Genomic DNA, 16265 nt, shown 5'->3' with positions numbered 1-16265 from the left:
TGGATCTTAGATCCGTTCGCGCAGCGGAGGCCGTAGGCCACGCGGGGCGCGTTCGGGTCTCCCAAAACGCTTATGGAGAATCGGCCTCTACTCTTCCTGATTCCGGTCTGGTTGAGCAAGTCGGCTCGTTGAAGTAAGAATCCCCGTTCTTATAGGACGGTGAGTGTCAAAAAGCTCTAGGTAATCATCCACTGCTTCGTAAAAACTGGCCCGAAGAGATTTAACATCCTGACCTTCATAACTGATCAGGCTACGAATATACTCTACTTTCCCGTAGAAAATCTCATCCTCATCATTATAATTGACCGAGCCAAGGTATTCCTTGTATTTCATAAAGTTATTCATACAGCGTATTTCATCAAGTTATTCATACAGCATTTTTATTTAAGATGATAGATTTTGTAGGGTGGGCAAATAGGCATCATCGCTGATGAAATCATCAAATGCTAAAAATTTGCCCACCCTACCACTCTACCCGTAGGTGGCATAATAATTAATTCTCCTCTAGCTGTACGCTCGAATCTCAAGTCACGGTTAGTTTGACAAAGCTGAAAAAATTGCTCGTCAGTTAAGTCAATAGTTAATTCGAGGGTAGCCGGTAAACTGACGGTATTAGGGGTCATATTATCAGTTTAGATAGCAGCAATAGTTGTCTTAATTATAGTATTATATAGCGTTGTTTTTTGAGTTATGAACATAGGATTGATGCTAAAAGGGAACAGGGAACAGTAGGAAAGAGCTCCGAAGAGTTTTTGATGTTAGGAGAAATCAGCTCTTGTCGGGTGTGTTAATGAAGTGTAACGCACCGGTGAATGTCCGCGCGTGGGTACGCGAATATTGTAGGTTGGGTTGAGGCAACAAAACCCAACAAATCGAGATATGACACAATAAAGGTAGTGAAGTCGAGGATAACCCGTTGAGTACTCTAGATCAAGTTTTAGAGGAAGCCATGACCCTTCCTGTAGAACAGCAAGAAATGCTAATCCAAATTATTAAAAGCCGAATGGTTGAACAAAGACGACAGGAAATTGCGTTGGATGCAGAGGTTTCCTTTGCCGAATTCCAAGCAGGTAAGCTAAAAATCCAAACAGCTACTGAAGCAATAGAAGAATTGCGAGAATGCTTCAATCATTCCAGTTTGACTGATGTATAAACTAGTTATTAGTAGCCAATTTAAACGGTCACTGCGAAAATTTGCTCGTCGCCATGTTAACTTACAGTCGCTACTATGCGATCGCGCACTTCCTATTATCGGTACTCTAGGGATAAAGACAATCCCCCTGGTCAAGGTTTGATCGATCTTGCAGAAACCATTGCTCAATTGCAACAAACTAACCTTCAGTACGCCCATCGTATAATTCAAGTGCGATCGCCTGATCTGGTAGGGTGGGCAAATCGGCATCATACCTGACGACATGATCAAATTCTCAAAATTTGCCCACCCTACCCCTACTGTTGCTAGCTTCCCGACTCCCGACTCCCGATTCCCGATTCCCGATTCCCGACTCCCGACTCCCGATTCCCTAAATTGAGAACTGCTGTAGTATTGTACTATTCTTGATTTCAACATCAAACGTGAGAGTTTTACTCCTGTCTCCTCTGTTCACCAAATCCTATTGGTCTTTTGATAAAGCCATAGAACTGATCGGCTGCAAAGTCGCTCAACCCCCGATGGGTCTGATTACCGTAGCAGCTATTCTTCCTCAAACCTGGGAATTCCGCTTAGTAGACCGTAATGTTAGTTTAGAAACTGACGCTGACTGGGAATGGGCAGATGTGGTGATCGTTTCCGGTATGATTGTCCAGAAACCCGATCTGCTCCACCTGATTGGGGAGGGGAAAAGGCGGGGCAAATTGGTAGCCGTCGGTGGTCCCTATGTCACCTCTATAGCAGAGGAAGCTCAAGAAGCAGGAGTAGACTTTCTGATTTTAGATGAGGGTGAGATTACCCTACCGAGATTTGTTGAAGCACTGGCTCTGGGAGAGACTTCGGGGGTATTCCGTGCTCATGGCGAAAGGGCAGATGTCACCAAAACACCAATTCCCCGCTACGATTTACCAAAAAATTTGGGTAATCGCGCCCCGTCCTTACAGGACGGCTTTTTTTTGTTCGCCTTTGGCGGCTCCAAAGGAGCATCTATGTATTGACAGTTTGATCGCACCGTGTTAAGATAAAAACATAACAAAAAAACAATTAATGTTCTAGATAAACATGATCTTGAATAAGTAGACAGTGTAAAAAACATGTTTTGAGATAATCATGTTGCACAATCAAGTCTAACGATTTGGACGTCTATGAAAGTCTTTGATCAAAAAAATGTTCATCTAGATTTGTTATCTAAATTTGTTAACTTAAATTTGTTAACTATTTTAGGTACGGTGGGGCACACCGAAACCTAGGTCATAGACCAAATACGCTTGTGGAGAGGAGACCTCTATTTTTCCTGGCTCCGGCAAGGGATAACAAGTCACCCCGTTGAAGCAAGAATCCCCGTCCTTCCAGGGCGGGGAGTGTCAATGGAATTGGATGCTTATAGTGAGATGTCGGTACAGTTTTCCCGTGGTTGTCCTTTCCAGTGCGAGTTCTGTGACATCTCTGTGCGATATGGCCGTAAACCGCGCACGAAAACCCCAGCTCAAGTATTGGCTGAATTGCAAACTCTCTATAATTTGGGTTGGCGGCTTCCTGTATTTATAGTTGATGATAATTTTATTGGCAATAAACGCCATGTCAAGGTTCTGTTGCAGGAACTGGCTCTCTGGATGGCAGAGCATGGTTACCCGTTTCATTTGTCCACAGAAGCTTCCTTGAATCTGGCCGAAGATGATGAACTGTTGGACTTGATGATTGCTGCCAATTTTAGTTCAGTGTTTGTGGGAATTGAAACACCAGATACTGATAGCTTGACCCTGACCAAAAAACACCACAACACCCGTCAACCCTTACGAGATGCGGTTGAGAAAATTAATCGGGCAGGTTTGCGAGTGATGGCTGGATTTATTATTGGCTTGGATGGGGAAAAACCAGGAGCAGGCGATCGCATTATCGATTTTGTAGAAGCAACCGCTATTCCCCATCCTGTGTTTAGTATGTTACAAGCCTTGCCCAATACCGCCCTTTGGGATCGGCTCAAACAAGAGGGGCGTTTACTAGAAGGCAATGAGGAAAATATCAATCAGACAACCCTGACCAATTTTATCCCCACTCGCCCGATAGAACAACTGGCTCAGGAATATGTCAGTTGTTTCTGGGAATTATATAAACCAGAATCCTATTTAGGCAGACTTTATCGGCACTACTTAAATATGAAGCCGAAACCCTATCAGCCTAAATTAGTAATGCCAAAATTGATCTATTTATGGGCACTGCTAATTATTATCTGGCGCAATGGCATCAAGCGCCAAACCCGCTTCCAATTCTGGGGTCAACTTTTTTCTATCCTCAGGCACAATCCTCAGGTATGGAAACGCTATCTTAGCGATCATGCCTATCTGGAGCATTTCCTTGAATACCGCCAAATTGTCAACGATCAAATTCCAGCACAACTCGCTAAGTTTTTAGCAGCACTTGCTAACACTAGACCTCTTGCAGAAGTAGCGCGGGAAGTGTAGTAAGTGTGGTCAAATTCCCGATTCCCGATTCCCGATTCCCGATTCCCGATTCCCGATTCCCAATTCCCAATTTTCTCATGTCCTTCGATTCCTATAAGACTATTGGCGAAGTACTCCAAGAATTTACAATTACTGCTACTGAAGCCAATTATATCCTGGAAACTGACACTGTAATCAGAGAAGCGTTTAAAGAAGATTTAGAGTTTTGTCTTCGAGAATTTACCGTTGAAGAGTCAGAGTATGCTATTTGTGAGACGATTATTTTTCCGCTCTTGAAGGAAGTATATAGACAGTATCGAGAGAAATTTACGCTGTGGAGTCATAAACCAATCACCTATGATCAACAGCTTACTGGAATACCCGATTATATTTTAGCAAAGCGGTCTCCCCTTGGGAAACAAATCTTTGAAAAGCCCTATTTTGTAGCTGTAGAAGCCAAAAAGGATGATTTTATTAAGGGCTGGGGTCAATGTTTAGCAGAAATGGTGGCAATTCAAAAAATTAATGACCAATCTGAGCAAACTATATTTGGAATTGTTTCCAATGGTCAAGTTTGGCAGTTTGGTAAACTCAAAGGGAATCTCTATACTAGAGAAATTAATAATTATACAATTTCTGATTTAGAGAGACTGTATTCAGCAATTAATTATGTATTCAGTCAATGTGAACTAGAAATTTAAACTCAGCAATAAGTAAGATAAATAGCTCACGGGGTGACAACAAAGCTCAAACCTAGATAGGTATTGGGTTTTAGGTTTTAGGTTTTAGGTGTTGGATAAAATGAGTGCATCGGAGTCATTTGTATTTCCCAGCAATTGAAGCAATTTTCACGCATACTTCGTCAAGTATAGTTTTAATAAATCCATCCCGCAAAGGCAATTTTACCTAATACCTAACCCCTAAAACCTAACCCCTGTAATATTTTCAATTAGCTTGTCACCCCCTGAGGATAAATAGCGATCAATTATCCCATAAGTGTTGAACAGGCAACTCAGAACAGGGAACTCATAACAGGAATCTTCCCTATTCCCAGCCCGTAGCGCTATAACGAATAACTTTCGTTACTATAGGTTTTTCGTTCCCGTAGCGTGGCTTACTGCCAATGGCATCAGCTGGCCCCTCCACAACTCTCATCTTCGAGATCAAGCCTTCGACTTCCCACTCCAAGCCCCAGTAGGACATTTGCCATCAAGGCGCTGGGTTGGAGGATTTGACTGGTGGCATCATGCTGGTGCAGTAGCAGGGAAATTAGCGCAATGCAACATTCTTTAGAAATACTTTATACACAATTGTCTCTAAAGGGAAGATAGTATTATTTAACACATTCGATCAAGGTAGTTCAGTATACCGTTGTCACCCTCATCTGCGTATCTGTTAATCTCCCACGGCAGTCATGACCTGCGTCCCCAGCAGGCTATGGCACAATTGGCTCAGTTGCTGCGAATTCGACTAGCCTCTGAGCAAGCTAAGGCTACAGAGACCATCTCACCGACAATCTTACCGAAAATCTCACCACAGGGCAGCAGTGGTGACGGTGATCTGTTAACCGCTAACGGTCTTTCCGGTCAACCTTTAGGTGCGACCCGTGGCGAATTTAATTCGCCAAGGTCAAGCGCACCTTTAGTAGGTACAGCCACTTTAGAACTAGCTGATATACCCCTACATGAGCAAATCGGACAATTTGCTCAGCTCGCTAAAGGGGCTGGCTGTCAGGAATTGAAACTATTGCCCCTATTCCTATTGCGGGGAGTACATGTCATGGAGGATATTCCTTGGCAAGTATCTCTAGCGCAAGAGAACTTAGGTAGTCAAATGGTGATTCATCTACTGCCTCACGTGGGAGCTAATCCAGCTTTGGTGAGGCTGTTGACTAATCAATGGGCAAAGCTAGAGGGCGATGCCAAGATTTTGTTGTCCCATGGAACGAGCCGCCCTGGGGGTCAAGAAGAAACGGGGGCTGTAGCTAACCAGTTGGGGGCTGTGGCGGCCTACTGGTCAGTACAGCCGTCCCTTTGGGAGCAGGTCTCTATACTAACAGAGTCTGGTGCAAAAAGGATTGCCATTTTGGCATATTTTCTTTTTGAGGGAAGAATTACCGATGCGATCGCACAAATGTTACTGGAGATACAGCAAAAGTTCCCTCAAGTACAGTTGAATCTCGGGAAACCGATTGGTGTGAGTGAGGGATTAGTGGATTTGATTATGGATGGGATTAGGCAGCAATGAACCACGAAGACATCAAGGACGCGAAGGTAGTGAGCAATCAATGTTTGGGTAAGGTATATTTGGTTGGGGCAGGTCCTGGAGACCCCGGATTGATGACTTTGAAGGGAAAGGGGTTATTAGAATTTGCAGATGTGGTAGTTTATGATGCCCTAGTCAGTCCGCAAGTGTTGAAGATGATTAATCCCCAGGCGGAACAGATTAATGCCGGAAAGCGCAGGGGTCGTCATTCGATGTTGCAGCAACAGACAACTCAGCTGTTGATTGATAAGGCCCACTCTCATCCAGTGGTGGTGCGGCTGAAAGGGGGAGACCCCTTTGTGTTTGGTCGTGGTGGTGAGGAAATGGGGGATTTAATAGCAGCAGGGGTGCCAGTGGAGGTGGTACCAGGGGTAACCTCCGGAATTGCAGCACCAGCCTATCTGGGAATTCCATTGACCCATCGGGATTATAGTTCTTCCGTTACCTTTGTCACAGGTCATGAGTCAGTGGGCAAGTATCGACCTCAGGTGAATTGGAATGCGATCGCAAATGGCTCAGAAACCATTGTGATTTATATGGGAGTTCATAATCTGCCTCGGATTGTGACCGAAGTGTGTGAAGCAGGATTAAATCCCCAAACACCAGTAGTGCTGATTCGCTGGGGCACACGACCTGACTCCGAACAGTTGGTTGGAACCTTAGAGACCATTGTGGCTCAGGTTGAAGAAACACAGTTTTCTGCTCCTGCGATCGCAGTCATTGGTAATGTGGTCAAGTTGCAACAGCTTGAAGGTTTTTCACCGTTGAAGGTTGAAGGCGCTTGAAGGTTAATCGGTTGAAGGTTGAAGGTTAATTGGTTGAAGGTTGAAGGTTAAGCAGTTGTTCGCGTAGCGTGGCCAAAGGCCAAGGTTAAGCGGTTTAAAGTTAACCGGTTGTTCGCGTAGCGTGGCCAAAGGCCAAGGTTAAGCGGTTGTTCGCGTAGCGTGGCCAAAGGCCAAGGTTAAGCGGTTTAAAGTTAACCAGTTGAAGCTTAGAACCTGTAACCTGTAACCTGTAACCTGTAACCTGTAACCTGTAACCTTAAACCTGTAACCCTCAACCTGTAACCCTCAACCTTCAACCTGTAACCTTCAACCTTCAACCTGTAACCTTCAACCTTCAACCTTCAACCTTCAACCTTGTAACCTGTAACCTTCAACCTTCAACCTTCAACCTGTAACTGGCTACCTGTAAGCTTAAAACTCTAACCGAAGATAGTATCTTTGATCGCAACTTAGTGTGAGAGCCTAATAAAGTTACGATCAATCGGTCAATTTTAAACGAAATGGAAAACGATCATAAATCAACGGTCATTATTACAGGGGCCTCCTCGGGAGTTGGATTGCAAGCCGCCAGAGCTCTTGCCCAAACCTGGGGATGGCATGTAGTGATGGCTTGTCGGAATCTCGATAAAGCTCAAAAAGCTGCCCAAGAGGTGGGAATACCAAAAGACAGCTATACAGCGCTATATATTGACTTAGCTAGCTTTGCTAGTGTCCGGCAGTTTGTGAATGCCTTCAGAGCAACCGGCAGATCCCTCGATGCCTTGGTGTGCAATGCTGCCATCTATCTGCCGTTATTAAAGGAACCGTTGCGAAATCCCGAGGGATATGAATTGAGTGTTGCTACCAATCACCTCGGTCATTTCCTCCTGTGTAATCTGATGCTAGAGGATTTGAAGAATTCATCCTCTTCCCAGCCAAGGCTAGTGATTGTGGGAACTGTCACTGCTAATCCTAAGGAATTGGGAGGAAAGATTCCGATTCCAGCACCTCCAGACCTGGGAGACCTCAAGGGTTTTGAAGAAGGATTCAAACCCCCGATCTCAATGATTAATGGCAAAGCCTTTAAATCTGGCAAAGCTTACAAGGACAGCAAACTCTGTAACATGCTGACCATGCGAGAGCTTCACCACCGCTATCATGACTCTACCGGAATAGTTTTCAACTCCCTTTATCCAGGATGTGTTGCTGAAACCGCTCTATTCCGCAATCACTATTCTCTGTTCCAGAAACTATTCCCATTGTTCCAGAAAAACATTACTGGAGGCTATGTGTCCCAGGAATTAGCAGGGGATAGACTAGCAACAGTAGTTGCTGATCCTGACTATAATAAATCCGGTGTTTACTGGAGCTGGGGTAATCGACAAAAAGAAGGTCGTAAGTCCTTTGTTCAAGAAGTTTCTAATGAAGCAATGGATGATTCTAAAGCTAAGCGCTTGTGGGAATTGAGCGAAAAGTTAGTTGGACTAGGGTGATAGGAAATTTAAGCATTCAGCTGTCAGCCGTCAGCCGTCAGCCTTGGGCTTTTCCCGAGAGTTTCAATTCTGATTAATTTCGAACTATTAAATTCTACCTTTTGAGGTTTATGTTAAGCTGTTCGCGTAGCGTGAGCTTTAGCTCACGGCTGATAGCTGACAGCTGAATGCTTACGATGAAAGACATTAAACAACTACTCCAAGCTATCTACTCTAAAGACTTGGAAGAGAAAAAAATTTGGTATTCTTCGGTTGCAGAGGCTTACGACCAGGCCAGACCACGCTATCCTCAGCAACTGATTAACCGTGCTGTGGAGTTAGCCCAACTTCCTTCCGATGGGATTATTCTTGAAGTGGGATGCGGTCCGGGGATTGCTACGACAGCATTTGCTGACTTGGGCTTCTCTATAGTTGCTATTGAACCCAGCGAGGAATCTTGCCAGCTAGCGCGACATAACTGTAGCCAATATCCAGATGTAGAAATTATCAATAGTACCTTTGAAGAGTGGGAGCTAGAAACTGGTAAATTCCATGCTGTGTTAGCAGCGACTTCTTTTCATTGGGTTTCCCAAGAGATCCGGTATCAAAAAACAGCTGATGCTCTAAAAGATAATGGGTTTCTGATTTTGCTATGGAATACGCCCCCTCAACCGAACCATGAAGTTTGCCAACTGTTGAATCAGGTCTATCAAACTTACGCTCCCTCTCTGAAACCCTGTGAAGAGATAGAAACTCATCAACAGAACCTCAGCAAATTTGCAAAAAATGGTAATTCGGGTAAATTCCAAGACTTAGTATCGGAACAGTTAGTGTGTGACGTTACCTATAGTATTGATAATTATCTAGCGCTTTTGAGTACTTTGTCACCTTATATAGCTTTAGACCACCAGCAGCGAGAATCTTTGTTTCAAGGGATTAAGGAAATACTAGAGCTAGAAGTGGACAATAGTCTCGAAACTTCCTATCTGTCTGTTCTTCAGATTGCTAAAAAAATCTAGTGGTAAGCTTTCAGCTATCAGTTATCAGCTATCAGCTATCAGCTATCAGCTATCAGTTTGACCCGGTGGTGCGTTACGGTACGGACTATCCTAACACTGGCTACCGAAAAAATGAGGGCTCGCCCGTCCCTAACGCACCCTACTACGCTGTGCGCCCTGGAATGTTGTTTATTTTGTGTGAATATAGCAAATGGCAAATATTGTTGTTTAATGCCATTAATGCTAGAGTGGTGAAAGGTTTCTTCCCATACAAAGAATCGCAATGAGCAGCAGCCTGAATATCCAGCTAACCGATAAACTACGCCGCTATGTTGATATGCGGGCAAGCGATAATGATGTCTATGCAACCCCTAGCGAATACATCCGGGATTTGATTCGTCGGGATATGCAGGACTATTTGATTGTGTCCGACATTATCCAAGGGCTAGGGGAAATTAGGAATCAAGAATTTGTCCCGGAATCTATCCTCGATATTTTAGAAGAAGATAATCAGGATTGTGACTAGGAAAAACTATCTTCAAAAAAGCAGCACAGTTTATCGCCCTTAAGCATCAAAAAGTTGCGAAACGCCAGGAGCTGACAGGGGATAGCTCTCTGTGTTTATTTCCTGTTAGAGAACATTATATTGTCTATGAAGCCTTGGGAGAACAACGCATCGCCATCGCTGCTTTTATCCGTATGGGGAGGGATATTCCGACGCTACTGAGTAAACATGCCGTCACCTTAAAAGAGGAGCTTACCGAACTCCGAAAAAGTAGTTTGAACGAGAATTAATTACTTCTGGCAATCAAAAAAAAATTTTGCTCAAATACATGAACAGGAATTACCAGTACAGATGACTTAATCCAAGCTTTTGTATGGGTATTTTTTGACTTCTAACTTCATCTCATAGATGATCATGTTTATCTTTGTCATCTACGACAAAAGATTGTAGCATAGACTAATCAGAATGTTGTTTGTTGGTGGCGTTTTCATCCCCATGTCTGAAGCCAGGGGCTTTCAACGCCACATTTTCGGAAATCATACCCAAGGAGTATCACTTGTGCAGTCACAATACAACCCCACCGAGATAGAGGAAAAATGGCAACAAATTTGGGAAGAGCAAGGCTTGTACCAAACCCCCACAGAAACTGACAAGCCGAAATTCTATGCTCTGTCCATGTTCCCCTATCCATCGGGTAACCTGCACATGGGTCATGTCCGTAACTATACAATTACTGATGTGATTGCCAGGAAAAGCCGGATGCAAGGCTATCGCGTACTTCACCCTATGGGTTGGGATGCCTTTGGATTACCGGCAGAAAATGCTGCGATCGCTCGCGGGATTCATCCGGCTAAGTGGACATACCAAAACATTGCCCAAATGCGATCGCAATTAAAGCGCCTCGGACTCTCCTATGACTGGGATTGTGAAGTAACCACTTGCTCCCCGGACTATTACAAATGGACTCAGTGGATTTTCTTACAGTTCTTCAACGCTGGACTGGCCTACCAGAAAGAAGCAGCAGTGAACTGGGACCCAGTCGATCAGACCGTGCTAGCCAATGAGCAAGTGGATAGTGAAGGACGTTCCTGGCGTTCTGGAGCCAAGGTGGAACGGAAACTGTTGCGTCAGTGGTTCCTTAAAATTACCGACTATGCCGAAGAATTGCTCAAGGACTTGGATACCTTAACCGGTTGGCCAGAACGGGTGAAGCTGATGCAGGCCAACTGGATTGGTAAATCTGTTGGTGCTTATCTAGAATTTCCCATTGTTGGCTTAGATGACAGCTCAGATGAGGGATTAGATAACAAAATTGGTGTATTCACCACTCGTCCAGATACGGTTTATGGGGTTACCTATGTGGTGCTAGCACCGGAACATCCGTTGACCGCAAAAGTCACTACCCCTGACCAAAAGGCTGCAGTTGAAGCCTTCATCGAGGAAGTTAGTAACCAAAGTGAACTAGAACGGACAGCAGAAGATAAACCCAAGCGAGGGATTCCCACTGGTGGTAAAGCCATTAATCCCTTCACTGGGGACGAGATCCCAATCTTGATTGCTGACTATGTGCTGTATGAGTATGGTACTGGTGCCGTGATGGGAGTACCAGCTCATGATACCAGAGACTTTAAGTTTGCCCAGGAAAAGCAATTACCCATCAAAGTGGTGATTGTCCCAACTTCAGATGATGTCGAAACAGTTAATGACACTCCTCTAGAAGCGGCTTACACGGAACCGGGCATTGTAGTGAATTCTGACCAATTCAATGGCATGGATTCCGTCAAGGCCAAGACCGGGATTATTGAGTATGCTGAACAACAGGGCTGGGGGAAAGCCCGAGTGCAATATCGCCTCCGAGATTGGTTAATCTCTCGCCAGCGTTACTGGGGTGCCCCGATCCCTGTGATTCATTGTCCTAACTGCGGCGCAGTGGCAGTGCCAGACCAAGACCTGCCAGTAGAGTTACCAGAAGATGTGGACTTTAGCGGACGTGGTCTTTCTCCCTTGGCTCAATTAGACAGTTGGGTTAATGTACCTTGTCCCAATTGCGGTACACCAGCTAAACGGGAAACTGATACCATGGATACCTTTATCGATTCCTCCTGGTATTTCTTACGTTATCCCGATGCCAAGAATGACTCCGCTGTGTTTGATTCCAACAAAACCAATGATTGGATGGGAGTGGATCAGTATGTAGGGGGAATCGAACATGCTATTTTGCACTTGCTCTACTCGCGATTCTTTACTAAGGTATTGCGCGATCGCGGTTTACTGACCATTGATGAACCGTTCCAACGTCTTCTAACTCAGGGGATGGTGCAGAATACGGCTTACAAAAATACCAAAACCGGTAAATACTTCGCTGTTGTAGATATCGATCCCAATGACCCTAAAGATCCAGAGACTGGGGAACCGTTGGCGGTATTTTATGAAAAAATGTCTAAGTCTAAATACAACGGTGTAGCACCAGAAGATGTACTAGCTAAATACGGTACCGATACCGCCAGGATGTTTATCTTGTTTAAAGCACCACCAGAAAAAGATTTGGAATGGGATGATGCTGATGTAGAAGGGCAATTCCGTTTCCTTAATCGTGTCTGGCGTTTAGTATCGGATTTCGCCGCTAATGGTAGCACTAAGTCTAGCCCGTCTAATGGTGATTTAACTAAACCGGAAAAAGACTTACGACGAGCAATTCATATCGCGATTAAAGAGGTTACTGAGGATTTAGAAGGGGAGTATCAATTTAATACAGCGGTTTCTGAATTGATGAAGCTAAGTAATGGGATTACTGATGCTAAGTGTAAAGACTCCCCGGTCTATAAAGAAGGCATTGAAACCTTGATTACATTACTCGCTCCCTTTGCTCCCCATATTGCTGAAGAACTTTGGCATAGTCTGGGTAATAGCTCCTCAATACACAATCAACCCTGGCTTGAGTATGATCCTGATGCTTTAGTGGCCGATGAAATTACCTTAGTTATTCAAATCAAAGGCAAAACTCGCGGCACTATTCAAGTTCCAGCTAACTCCGATAAGGCAGCCTTAGAAACCTATGCTCGGGAATCTGAGGTAGCACAGCGATATCTAGAGGGTAAGGAGATTAAGAAGGTGATTGTGGTACCTGGTAAATTGGTAAACTTTGTAGTGGTTTGATAGGAAAAAGCGATAGCGTAAGGGATAGGTAAAGAAGCTATCAGCTATCAGCTATCAGCTATCAGCTATCAGCTATCAGCTATCAGCTTCCCTGCGCTTATCGCTATATATATCTACAAAACAATCAGGTTCATTTACCAAGAGCTATGTCTGAACAAAACGCACAAGTCTGTCCTATCTGTGGTGTCAGAATCATACCAGGAGGGCAAGTAGAGGATAGAGTCATCTTTAAAGTCGGACCAGTAGGAACAAGAGCTATCCTTTACCAGCGCGTTTGTCAGTATGTTCAGAAACCAGGCTGCATCAATAAGAATCCGTAGTTAAGCATTCAGCTAATGCGCTACGCGCACGCTACGCGAACAGCCGTCAGCTATCAGCTTTTGAATATAAAAATGTTTACCTCTTTTATTCAAAAGCTGTTCGCGCACCATGCCCATAGCCCATAAGAAGCTAAAGTACCAGCATCTGTAGCCCATTAGCTGAATGCTGATAGCTGAATGCTGAATGCTGAATGCTAATTCACTTTAGGAGTCCCTAATTTACCTAGGAAGTTGCGCACCAGTAAGGTTAGCATTATCAAGGTTAGCGTTAGTTAAATCAGCGTTAATGAAATTAGCGTTACTGAGGTTAGCGCCACTCAAATCAGCACCATTGAGGTTGGCATTCAGAAAGGTGGTGTTACTGAGATCAGCACCCCTAAAGGAACTACCACTTAGGTCAGCACTGATGAAATTTGCCCACACTACGCTAGCACCACTGAAGTCGGCACGACTCATGTTGGCCCCTGTGGCGTAGGCTGAATCTAAGTTGGCATTGCGGAAGATTGCCCCTGTGCCATTCATAACTCTCATTGCTGCACTTTCGAGCATGGCATCAGAAAGGTTAGCCCCACTGAGATTGGCTCCCTGGAGGTTAGCATATCTCAGGTCTGCTTCCCTCAAATCAGCTCTGGCTAGGTCAGAATTTACCAGGTCACAGCTTCGACATTCCTTAGTTTGCAGCAGTTGTAGATAATGCTCGCGCACTTCAGCATTGATAGGAGCGATTAACCCTAAGGAGGCTAGCAGTACACTAATTCCTAAGATTCTGAATTTCATAATTTCTGGCCAAATCTTGTTTTGCCTGTATTATGGCAGTGAAGTTCAAGAAATACCTATTATTTCTACCCAAAATTTTTAAACTATAGCGCTGTGCCCAAGGAATAGGGAACAGGGAATAGGGAACAGGGAATAGGGAACAGGAAATGATTTAGCCTGCAACACAAAGGTTTTAGCAATTCCGCTTAATATTGCTATAGCCCCTATTGACGCGATCGCAATGGGTACATCTCGTGACATACTCCCACACTGAATCCAAGATTACAGTGTGGGCTTCTTACCAACTCCACCCAACAGTATCGGCTTTCGCCGACGCTGCGCGAACGGATACACGGGTTACTTTATTAACGACACGGTCAGAAGTTACCGCTTAAAGAGTTGAGCCAAAATGGTTAGCAGGCTATGCATAAAAGAGGTGCGACCCGTGGCGAATTTAATTCGACGAAGAAGAGCGCACCTTTGGTTAAAACTTTATGATTAAGGCTCCACTATCCTAAGGTTTCGTCTCCGAGCCGGAACAATACAATAAGTTCTATTTTTAAGCACGTAGGTGGCGGTTAGCTCTTAATTTGTCTTTCCTACTACTTTGATTATAGACGATCTCAAAACCATTAAAGATCCTGTCCGCGATTCATCCCGGAGATGAAACCTGATTAATAGGGCAGCCTTAATCATGGAGGCGCGCTTTCGCGACGGCGAATTAAATTCGCCATGGGTCGCGCCTCAAAGTTTTAACCCTTTTACCCATAGCCGACCAACCATAAAGGCTGCCCTATTCTTGCGGTAACTTCGTTCCCACACTCATGCTGCGCATGTTCGGTGTGGGGCTAAAGAGCAGTCTTAGCTAAAAGCTGTTTGACCCGGTGGTGCGTTACGGGGTGATGCTGGTGGCGAAATATTGTGCAACATTAGCCTGGGACAGTATTTAGAGCTCATTGCTAGAAATGCGAGTACCAGGGAGAGGAATCCCTTGAACCCAAGCCAACAGAAGTGCTTTGATTGATAGCCGTTGCAGTTATGACATGTTGCAAATGGGTTTTGGCTAGTCCAAGGGTAGCGGCTGTGTCGGTAACATACGCCAGTAACAGCTTGAGAAATCGTTCCTTCAATGCCTGCCCGGAGGCCGTAATATTCCCACCACTGACGGGGTGACAAACAGCCTTAAAAGCTTTACGGGGTGACCGGGTGTGGGGTGATGGGTGTAGGGAACCCACCCCTAGGGCGTGTTTTCAAAGTTTTCCGCAAGATTATGATCCCCCCCAGCCCCCCGCGCGGAAGGGGGGAGCCATACTCAAAGTCCCCCTTTTTTTAAGGGGGATTTAGGGGGATCTCCAAGTTTGAAGACACGCCCTAACCCCTCCCAGGAGGGGAAAAATCAGGAGCTGGCGGAGTGGCGACGGGACGGTTAAATCAGGTTTCGGAGCGATTGTTATCCAATGGCTCACTCCAAATTCGCTGTCTTGATGCAGTCGCTCATGGGGGAAACCCCCTTTGGCGGCGCTGCATCGCTGTCAGCCAAGCAAAGCGCGAGTGGGGGAGACCCCCAAGACCGCACTGCCTCCCCTGTTCCGAAGCTGCATCGCTTCTATTTTCCCCACACCCCACACCCGGTCACCCCATACCCTGTCTAGTTTAATGCCTTGTTGTCACCCCCTCAGTTCCCACCATTGTGGTGAGGCTTGCTGCTGGGCTTGTAGTAAAGCAAGTTGGCTGAGCTATAGGTTGTAAGGTCAAAGTCCGGGGAGCCTTGGGGGAGGGAGTACACAACTAAAGTACGGAACCATCAAGGGCATATGGATTTGGTAAACTCGATGGGTTTTATAGCACTACCCATTAAGATTAGGACATTACTAAACTCCGAAACTTAATCATAGCTTACTTCTGACTTCTGACTTCTGACTTCTCACTTGCGCGTAGCGCTATAATGGGCGTATCTCGACGATTATCAAGACGTTCTAGCCAAGTGCGGGTTTGATCTCTCTTGCATTTCCCCGACCGCTTCAAGACGGTTCAATTCTCGCAGGGTTGCAAGCACTTGGGTTGAGTCACTGCGTTGTTTAACTAATTCCTTAATCCATCCCCCTGCTTTGAGTTGGCTGAGTAACTGATTTAATAGTCTGTCTCCTGCTCCTCCCTCTACCAAACGATTGCGAAATTCACGCTTGCCTGTATGGTCACGCGCCACTATCTTCGTTCCTCCAAACCCAAGGCATATTTCCTGTTCTACCGACAAATGACTGCATCTGCCGCCTGACGGTCTGGTAAGTTTTCCAGAAATTGCATCACGCTGACCAGGGCTAATTGTCCTGCACTAATCAATGACGAACCATGCTGCTTAACAAGTCCGCAAAGTATTGATCGTGATAAATCTCTGGGAGTTCATCCCTGAGCCAGATCTAGAGATTCCCTTGGGGAAA

Annotated in this window: 17 protein-coding genes and 4 pseudogenes; 15 read left to right on the top strand and 6 right to left on the bottom strand. The window is 45.1% G+C overall.

The features are described from left to right. Window positions 1–473: 473 nt before the first annotated feature. Window positions 474–623: pseudogene (locus F6K46_RS32270) on the bottom strand (Uma2 family endonuclease); the annotation flags it as partial. Between the two features lie 293 nt (window positions 624–916). Between F6K46_RS32270 and F6K46_RS32265 the strand changes: the two are divergent. From F6K46_RS32265 to F6K46_RS32245, 5 genes and pseudogenes are all read left to right on the top strand, one after another. After that, window positions 917–1153: a hypothetical protein gene (locus F6K46_RS32265; RefSeq protein ID WP_293065594.1), complete on the top strand. Its 237-nt coding sequence runs from the start codon at window positions 917–919 to the stop codon at window positions 1151–1153. A gap of 75 nt (window positions 1154–1228) precedes the next feature. After that, window positions 1229–1411, top strand: a complete 183-nt coding sequence (locus F6K46_RS32260; RefSeq protein ID WP_293065591.1) for a hypothetical protein — start codon at window positions 1229–1231, stop codon at window positions 1409–1411. 164 nt (window positions 1412–1575) lie between these two features. Next, a pseudogene (locus F6K46_RS32255) lies at window positions 1576–2058 on the top strand (cobalamin-dependent protein); the annotation flags it as partial. A 459-nt stretch (window positions 2059–2517) separates the two neighbouring features. Beyond that, window positions 2518–3612: pseudogene (locus F6K46_RS32250) on the top strand (B12-binding domain-containing radical SAM protein); the annotation flags it as partial. Between the two features lie 5 nt (window positions 3613–3617). Further along, on the top strand, window positions 3618–4292 hold the full coding sequence (locus F6K46_RS32245; protein ID WP_366510824.1) for a hypothetical protein: 675 nt from the start codon (window positions 3618–3620) through the stop codon (window positions 4290–4292). 343 nt (window positions 4293–4635) lie between these two features. Here the strand turns inward: F6K46_RS32245 and F6K46_RS32240 are convergent, their stop codons facing one another. Next, window positions 4636–4794, bottom strand: a complete 159-nt coding sequence (locus F6K46_RS32240; RefSeq protein WP_293065589.1) for a hypothetical protein — start codon at window positions 4792–4794, stop codon at window positions 4636–4638. 168 nt (window positions 4795–4962) lie between these two features. Between F6K46_RS32240 and F6K46_RS32235 the strand changes: the two genes are divergently transcribed. The 9 genes from F6K46_RS32235 to F6K46_RS32195 all read left to right on the top strand — a co-directional run bounded on the left by F6K46_RS32235 (window position 4963) and on the right by F6K46_RS32195 (window position 13071). After that, entirely contained in the window at window positions 4963–5838 is an 876-nt protein-coding gene (locus F6K46_RS32235) for a CbiX/SirB N-terminal domain-containing protein (RefSeq protein WP_293065585.1), read from the top strand. Further along, a complete protein-coding gene (gene cobA / locus F6K46_RS32230; protein ID WP_293065582.1) occupies window positions 5835–6641 on the top strand; it encodes a uroporphyrinogen-III C-methyltransferase in 807 nt (268 codons plus the stop codon). The genes F6K46_RS32235 and cobA overlap by 4 nt, the downstream gene beginning before the upstream one ends. A 500-nt stretch (window positions 6642–7141) precedes the next feature. Continuing rightward, on the top strand, window positions 7142–8113 hold the full coding sequence (locus F6K46_RS32225) for a protochlorophyllide reductase (protein ID WP_293065579.1): 972 nt from the start codon (window positions 7142–7144) through the stop codon (window positions 8111–8113). Window positions 8114–8280: 167 nt separating this feature from the next. After that, window positions 8281–9111 (top strand): class I SAM-dependent methyltransferase, encoded by an 831-nt coding sequence (locus F6K46_RS32220; RefSeq protein WP_293117733.1) that lies wholly within the window; start codon window positions 8281–8283, stop codon window positions 9109–9111. Further along, the gene (locus F6K46_RS32215; RefSeq protein WP_293065573.1) at window positions 9111–9377 is read left to right on the top strand and encodes a hypothetical protein; all 267 of its coding nucleotides are present in this window, start codon (window positions 9111–9113) and stop codon (window positions 9375–9377) included. The genes F6K46_RS32220 and F6K46_RS32215 overlap by 1 nt, the downstream gene beginning before the upstream one ends. Beyond that, window positions 9374–9616, top strand: a complete 243-nt coding sequence (locus F6K46_RS32210; RefSeq protein WP_293065571.1) for a hypothetical protein — start codon at window positions 9374–9376, stop codon at window positions 9614–9616. Before F6K46_RS32215 ends, F6K46_RS32210 begins: the two co-directional genes overlap by 4 nt. Before the next feature lie 134 nt (window positions 9617–9750). Further along, window positions 9751–9885 carry a hypothetical protein gene (locus F6K46_RS32205; RefSeq protein ID WP_269087071.1) on the top strand — a complete coding sequence of 45 codons (135 nt, stop codon included), beginning with the start codon at window positions 9751–9753 and terminating at the stop codon, window positions 9883–9885. 268 nt (window positions 9886–10153) lie between these two features. Further along, window positions 10154–12751 (top strand): leucine--tRNA ligase, encoded by a 2598-nt coding sequence (gene leuS, locus F6K46_RS32200; RefSeq protein WP_293065568.1) that lies wholly within the window; start codon window positions 10154–10156, stop codon window positions 12749–12751. Between the two features lie 146 nt (window positions 12752–12897). Further along, a complete protein-coding gene (locus F6K46_RS32195) occupies window positions 12898–13071 on the top strand; it encodes a hypothetical protein (RefSeq protein WP_293065566.1) in 174 nt (57 codons plus the stop codon). A gap of 219 nt (window positions 13072–13290) precedes the next feature. Here F6K46_RS32195 and F6K46_RS32190 read toward each other — a convergent pair whose 3' ends face one another. From F6K46_RS32190 to F6K46_RS32180, 3 genes and pseudogenes are all read right to left on the bottom strand, one after another. Continuing rightward, the gene (locus tag F6K46_RS32190) at window positions 13291–13848 is read right to left on the bottom strand and encodes a pentapeptide repeat-containing protein (RefSeq protein ID WP_293065564.1); all 558 of its coding nucleotides are present in this window, start codon (window positions 13846–13848) and stop codon (window positions 13291–13293) included. A 78-nt stretch (window positions 13849–13926) separates the two neighbouring features. Next, window positions 13927–14088 carry a hypothetical protein gene (locus tag F6K46_RS32185; RefSeq protein WP_293065562.1) on the bottom strand — a complete coding sequence of 54 codons (162 nt, stop codon included), beginning with the start codon at window positions 14086–14088 and terminating at the stop codon, window positions 13927–13929. Window positions 14089–14846: 758 nt separating this feature from the next. Further along, window positions 14847–14967, bottom strand: a pseudogene (locus F6K46_RS32180) (transposase); the annotation flags it as partial. 344 nt (window positions 14968–15311) lie between these two features. Here F6K46_RS32180 and F6K46_RS32175 point away from each other — a divergent pair. Beyond that, entirely contained in the window at window positions 15312–15479 is a 168-nt protein-coding gene (locus F6K46_RS32175; RefSeq protein ID WP_293065559.1) for a hypothetical protein, read from the top strand. A gap of 314 nt (window positions 15480–15793) precedes the next feature. Here F6K46_RS32175 and F6K46_RS32170 read toward each other — a convergent pair whose 3' ends face one another. Beyond that, window positions 15794–16033, bottom strand: coding sequence for a hypothetical protein (locus tag F6K46_RS32170; protein WP_075902506.1), 240 nt, complete (start codon window positions 16031–16033; stop codon window positions 15794–15796). Between the last annotated feature and the right edge of the window lie 232 nt (window positions 16034–16265).

It is taken from the genome of Moorena sp. SIO3E8, from assembly GCF_010692445.1.
Taxonomy (GTDB): domain Bacteria; phylum Cyanobacteriota; class Cyanobacteriia; order Cyanobacteriales; family Coleofasciculaceae; genus Moorena; species Moorena bouillonii.
Note: the sequence above shows the minus strand (reverse complement) of the source record. Positions and strands in the feature narration are given on the sequence as shown.

Bases quoted from the DNA above. Each gene is read 5' to 3' on its own strand.
- F6K46_RS32195 (WP_293065566.1), top strand. From the start codon at position 12,898: ATGTCTGAACAAAACGCACAAGTCTGTCCTATCTGTGGTGTCAGAATC.
- F6K46_RS32185 (WP_293065562.1), bottom strand. From the start codon at position 14,088: ATGTCACGAGATGTACCCATTGCGATCGCGTCAATAGGGGCTATAGCA.
- F6K46_RS32240 (WP_293065589.1), bottom strand. From the start codon at position 4,794: ATGTCCTACTGGGGCTTGGAGTGGGAAGTCGAAGGCTTGATCTCGAAG.
- F6K46_RS32175 (WP_293065559.1), top strand. From the start codon at position 15,312: ATGCAGTCGCTCATGGGGGAAACCCCCTTTGGCGGCGCTGCATCGCTG.
- F6K46_RS32220 (WP_293117733.1), top strand. From the start codon at position 8,281: ATGCTTACGATGAAAGACATTAAACAACTACTCCAAGCTATCTACTCT.
- F6K46_RS32225 (WP_293065579.1), top strand. From the start codon at position 7,142: ATGGAAAACGATCATAAATCAACGGTCATTATTACAGGGGCCTCCTCG.
- cobA (WP_293065582.1), top strand. From the start codon at position 5,835: ATGAACCACGAAGACATCAAGGACGCGAAGGTAGTGAGCAATCAATGT.
- F6K46_RS32210 (WP_293065571.1), top strand. From the start codon at position 9,374: ATGAGCAGCAGCCTGAATATCCAGCTAACCGATAAACTACGCCGCTAT.
- F6K46_RS32190 (WP_293065564.1), bottom strand. From the start codon at position 13,848: ATGAAATTCAGAATCTTAGGAATTAGTGTACTGCTAGCCTCCTTAGGG.
- F6K46_RS32260 (WP_293065591.1), top strand. From the start codon at position 1,229: ATGCGATCGCGCACTTCCTATTATCGGTACTCTAGGGATAAAGACAAT.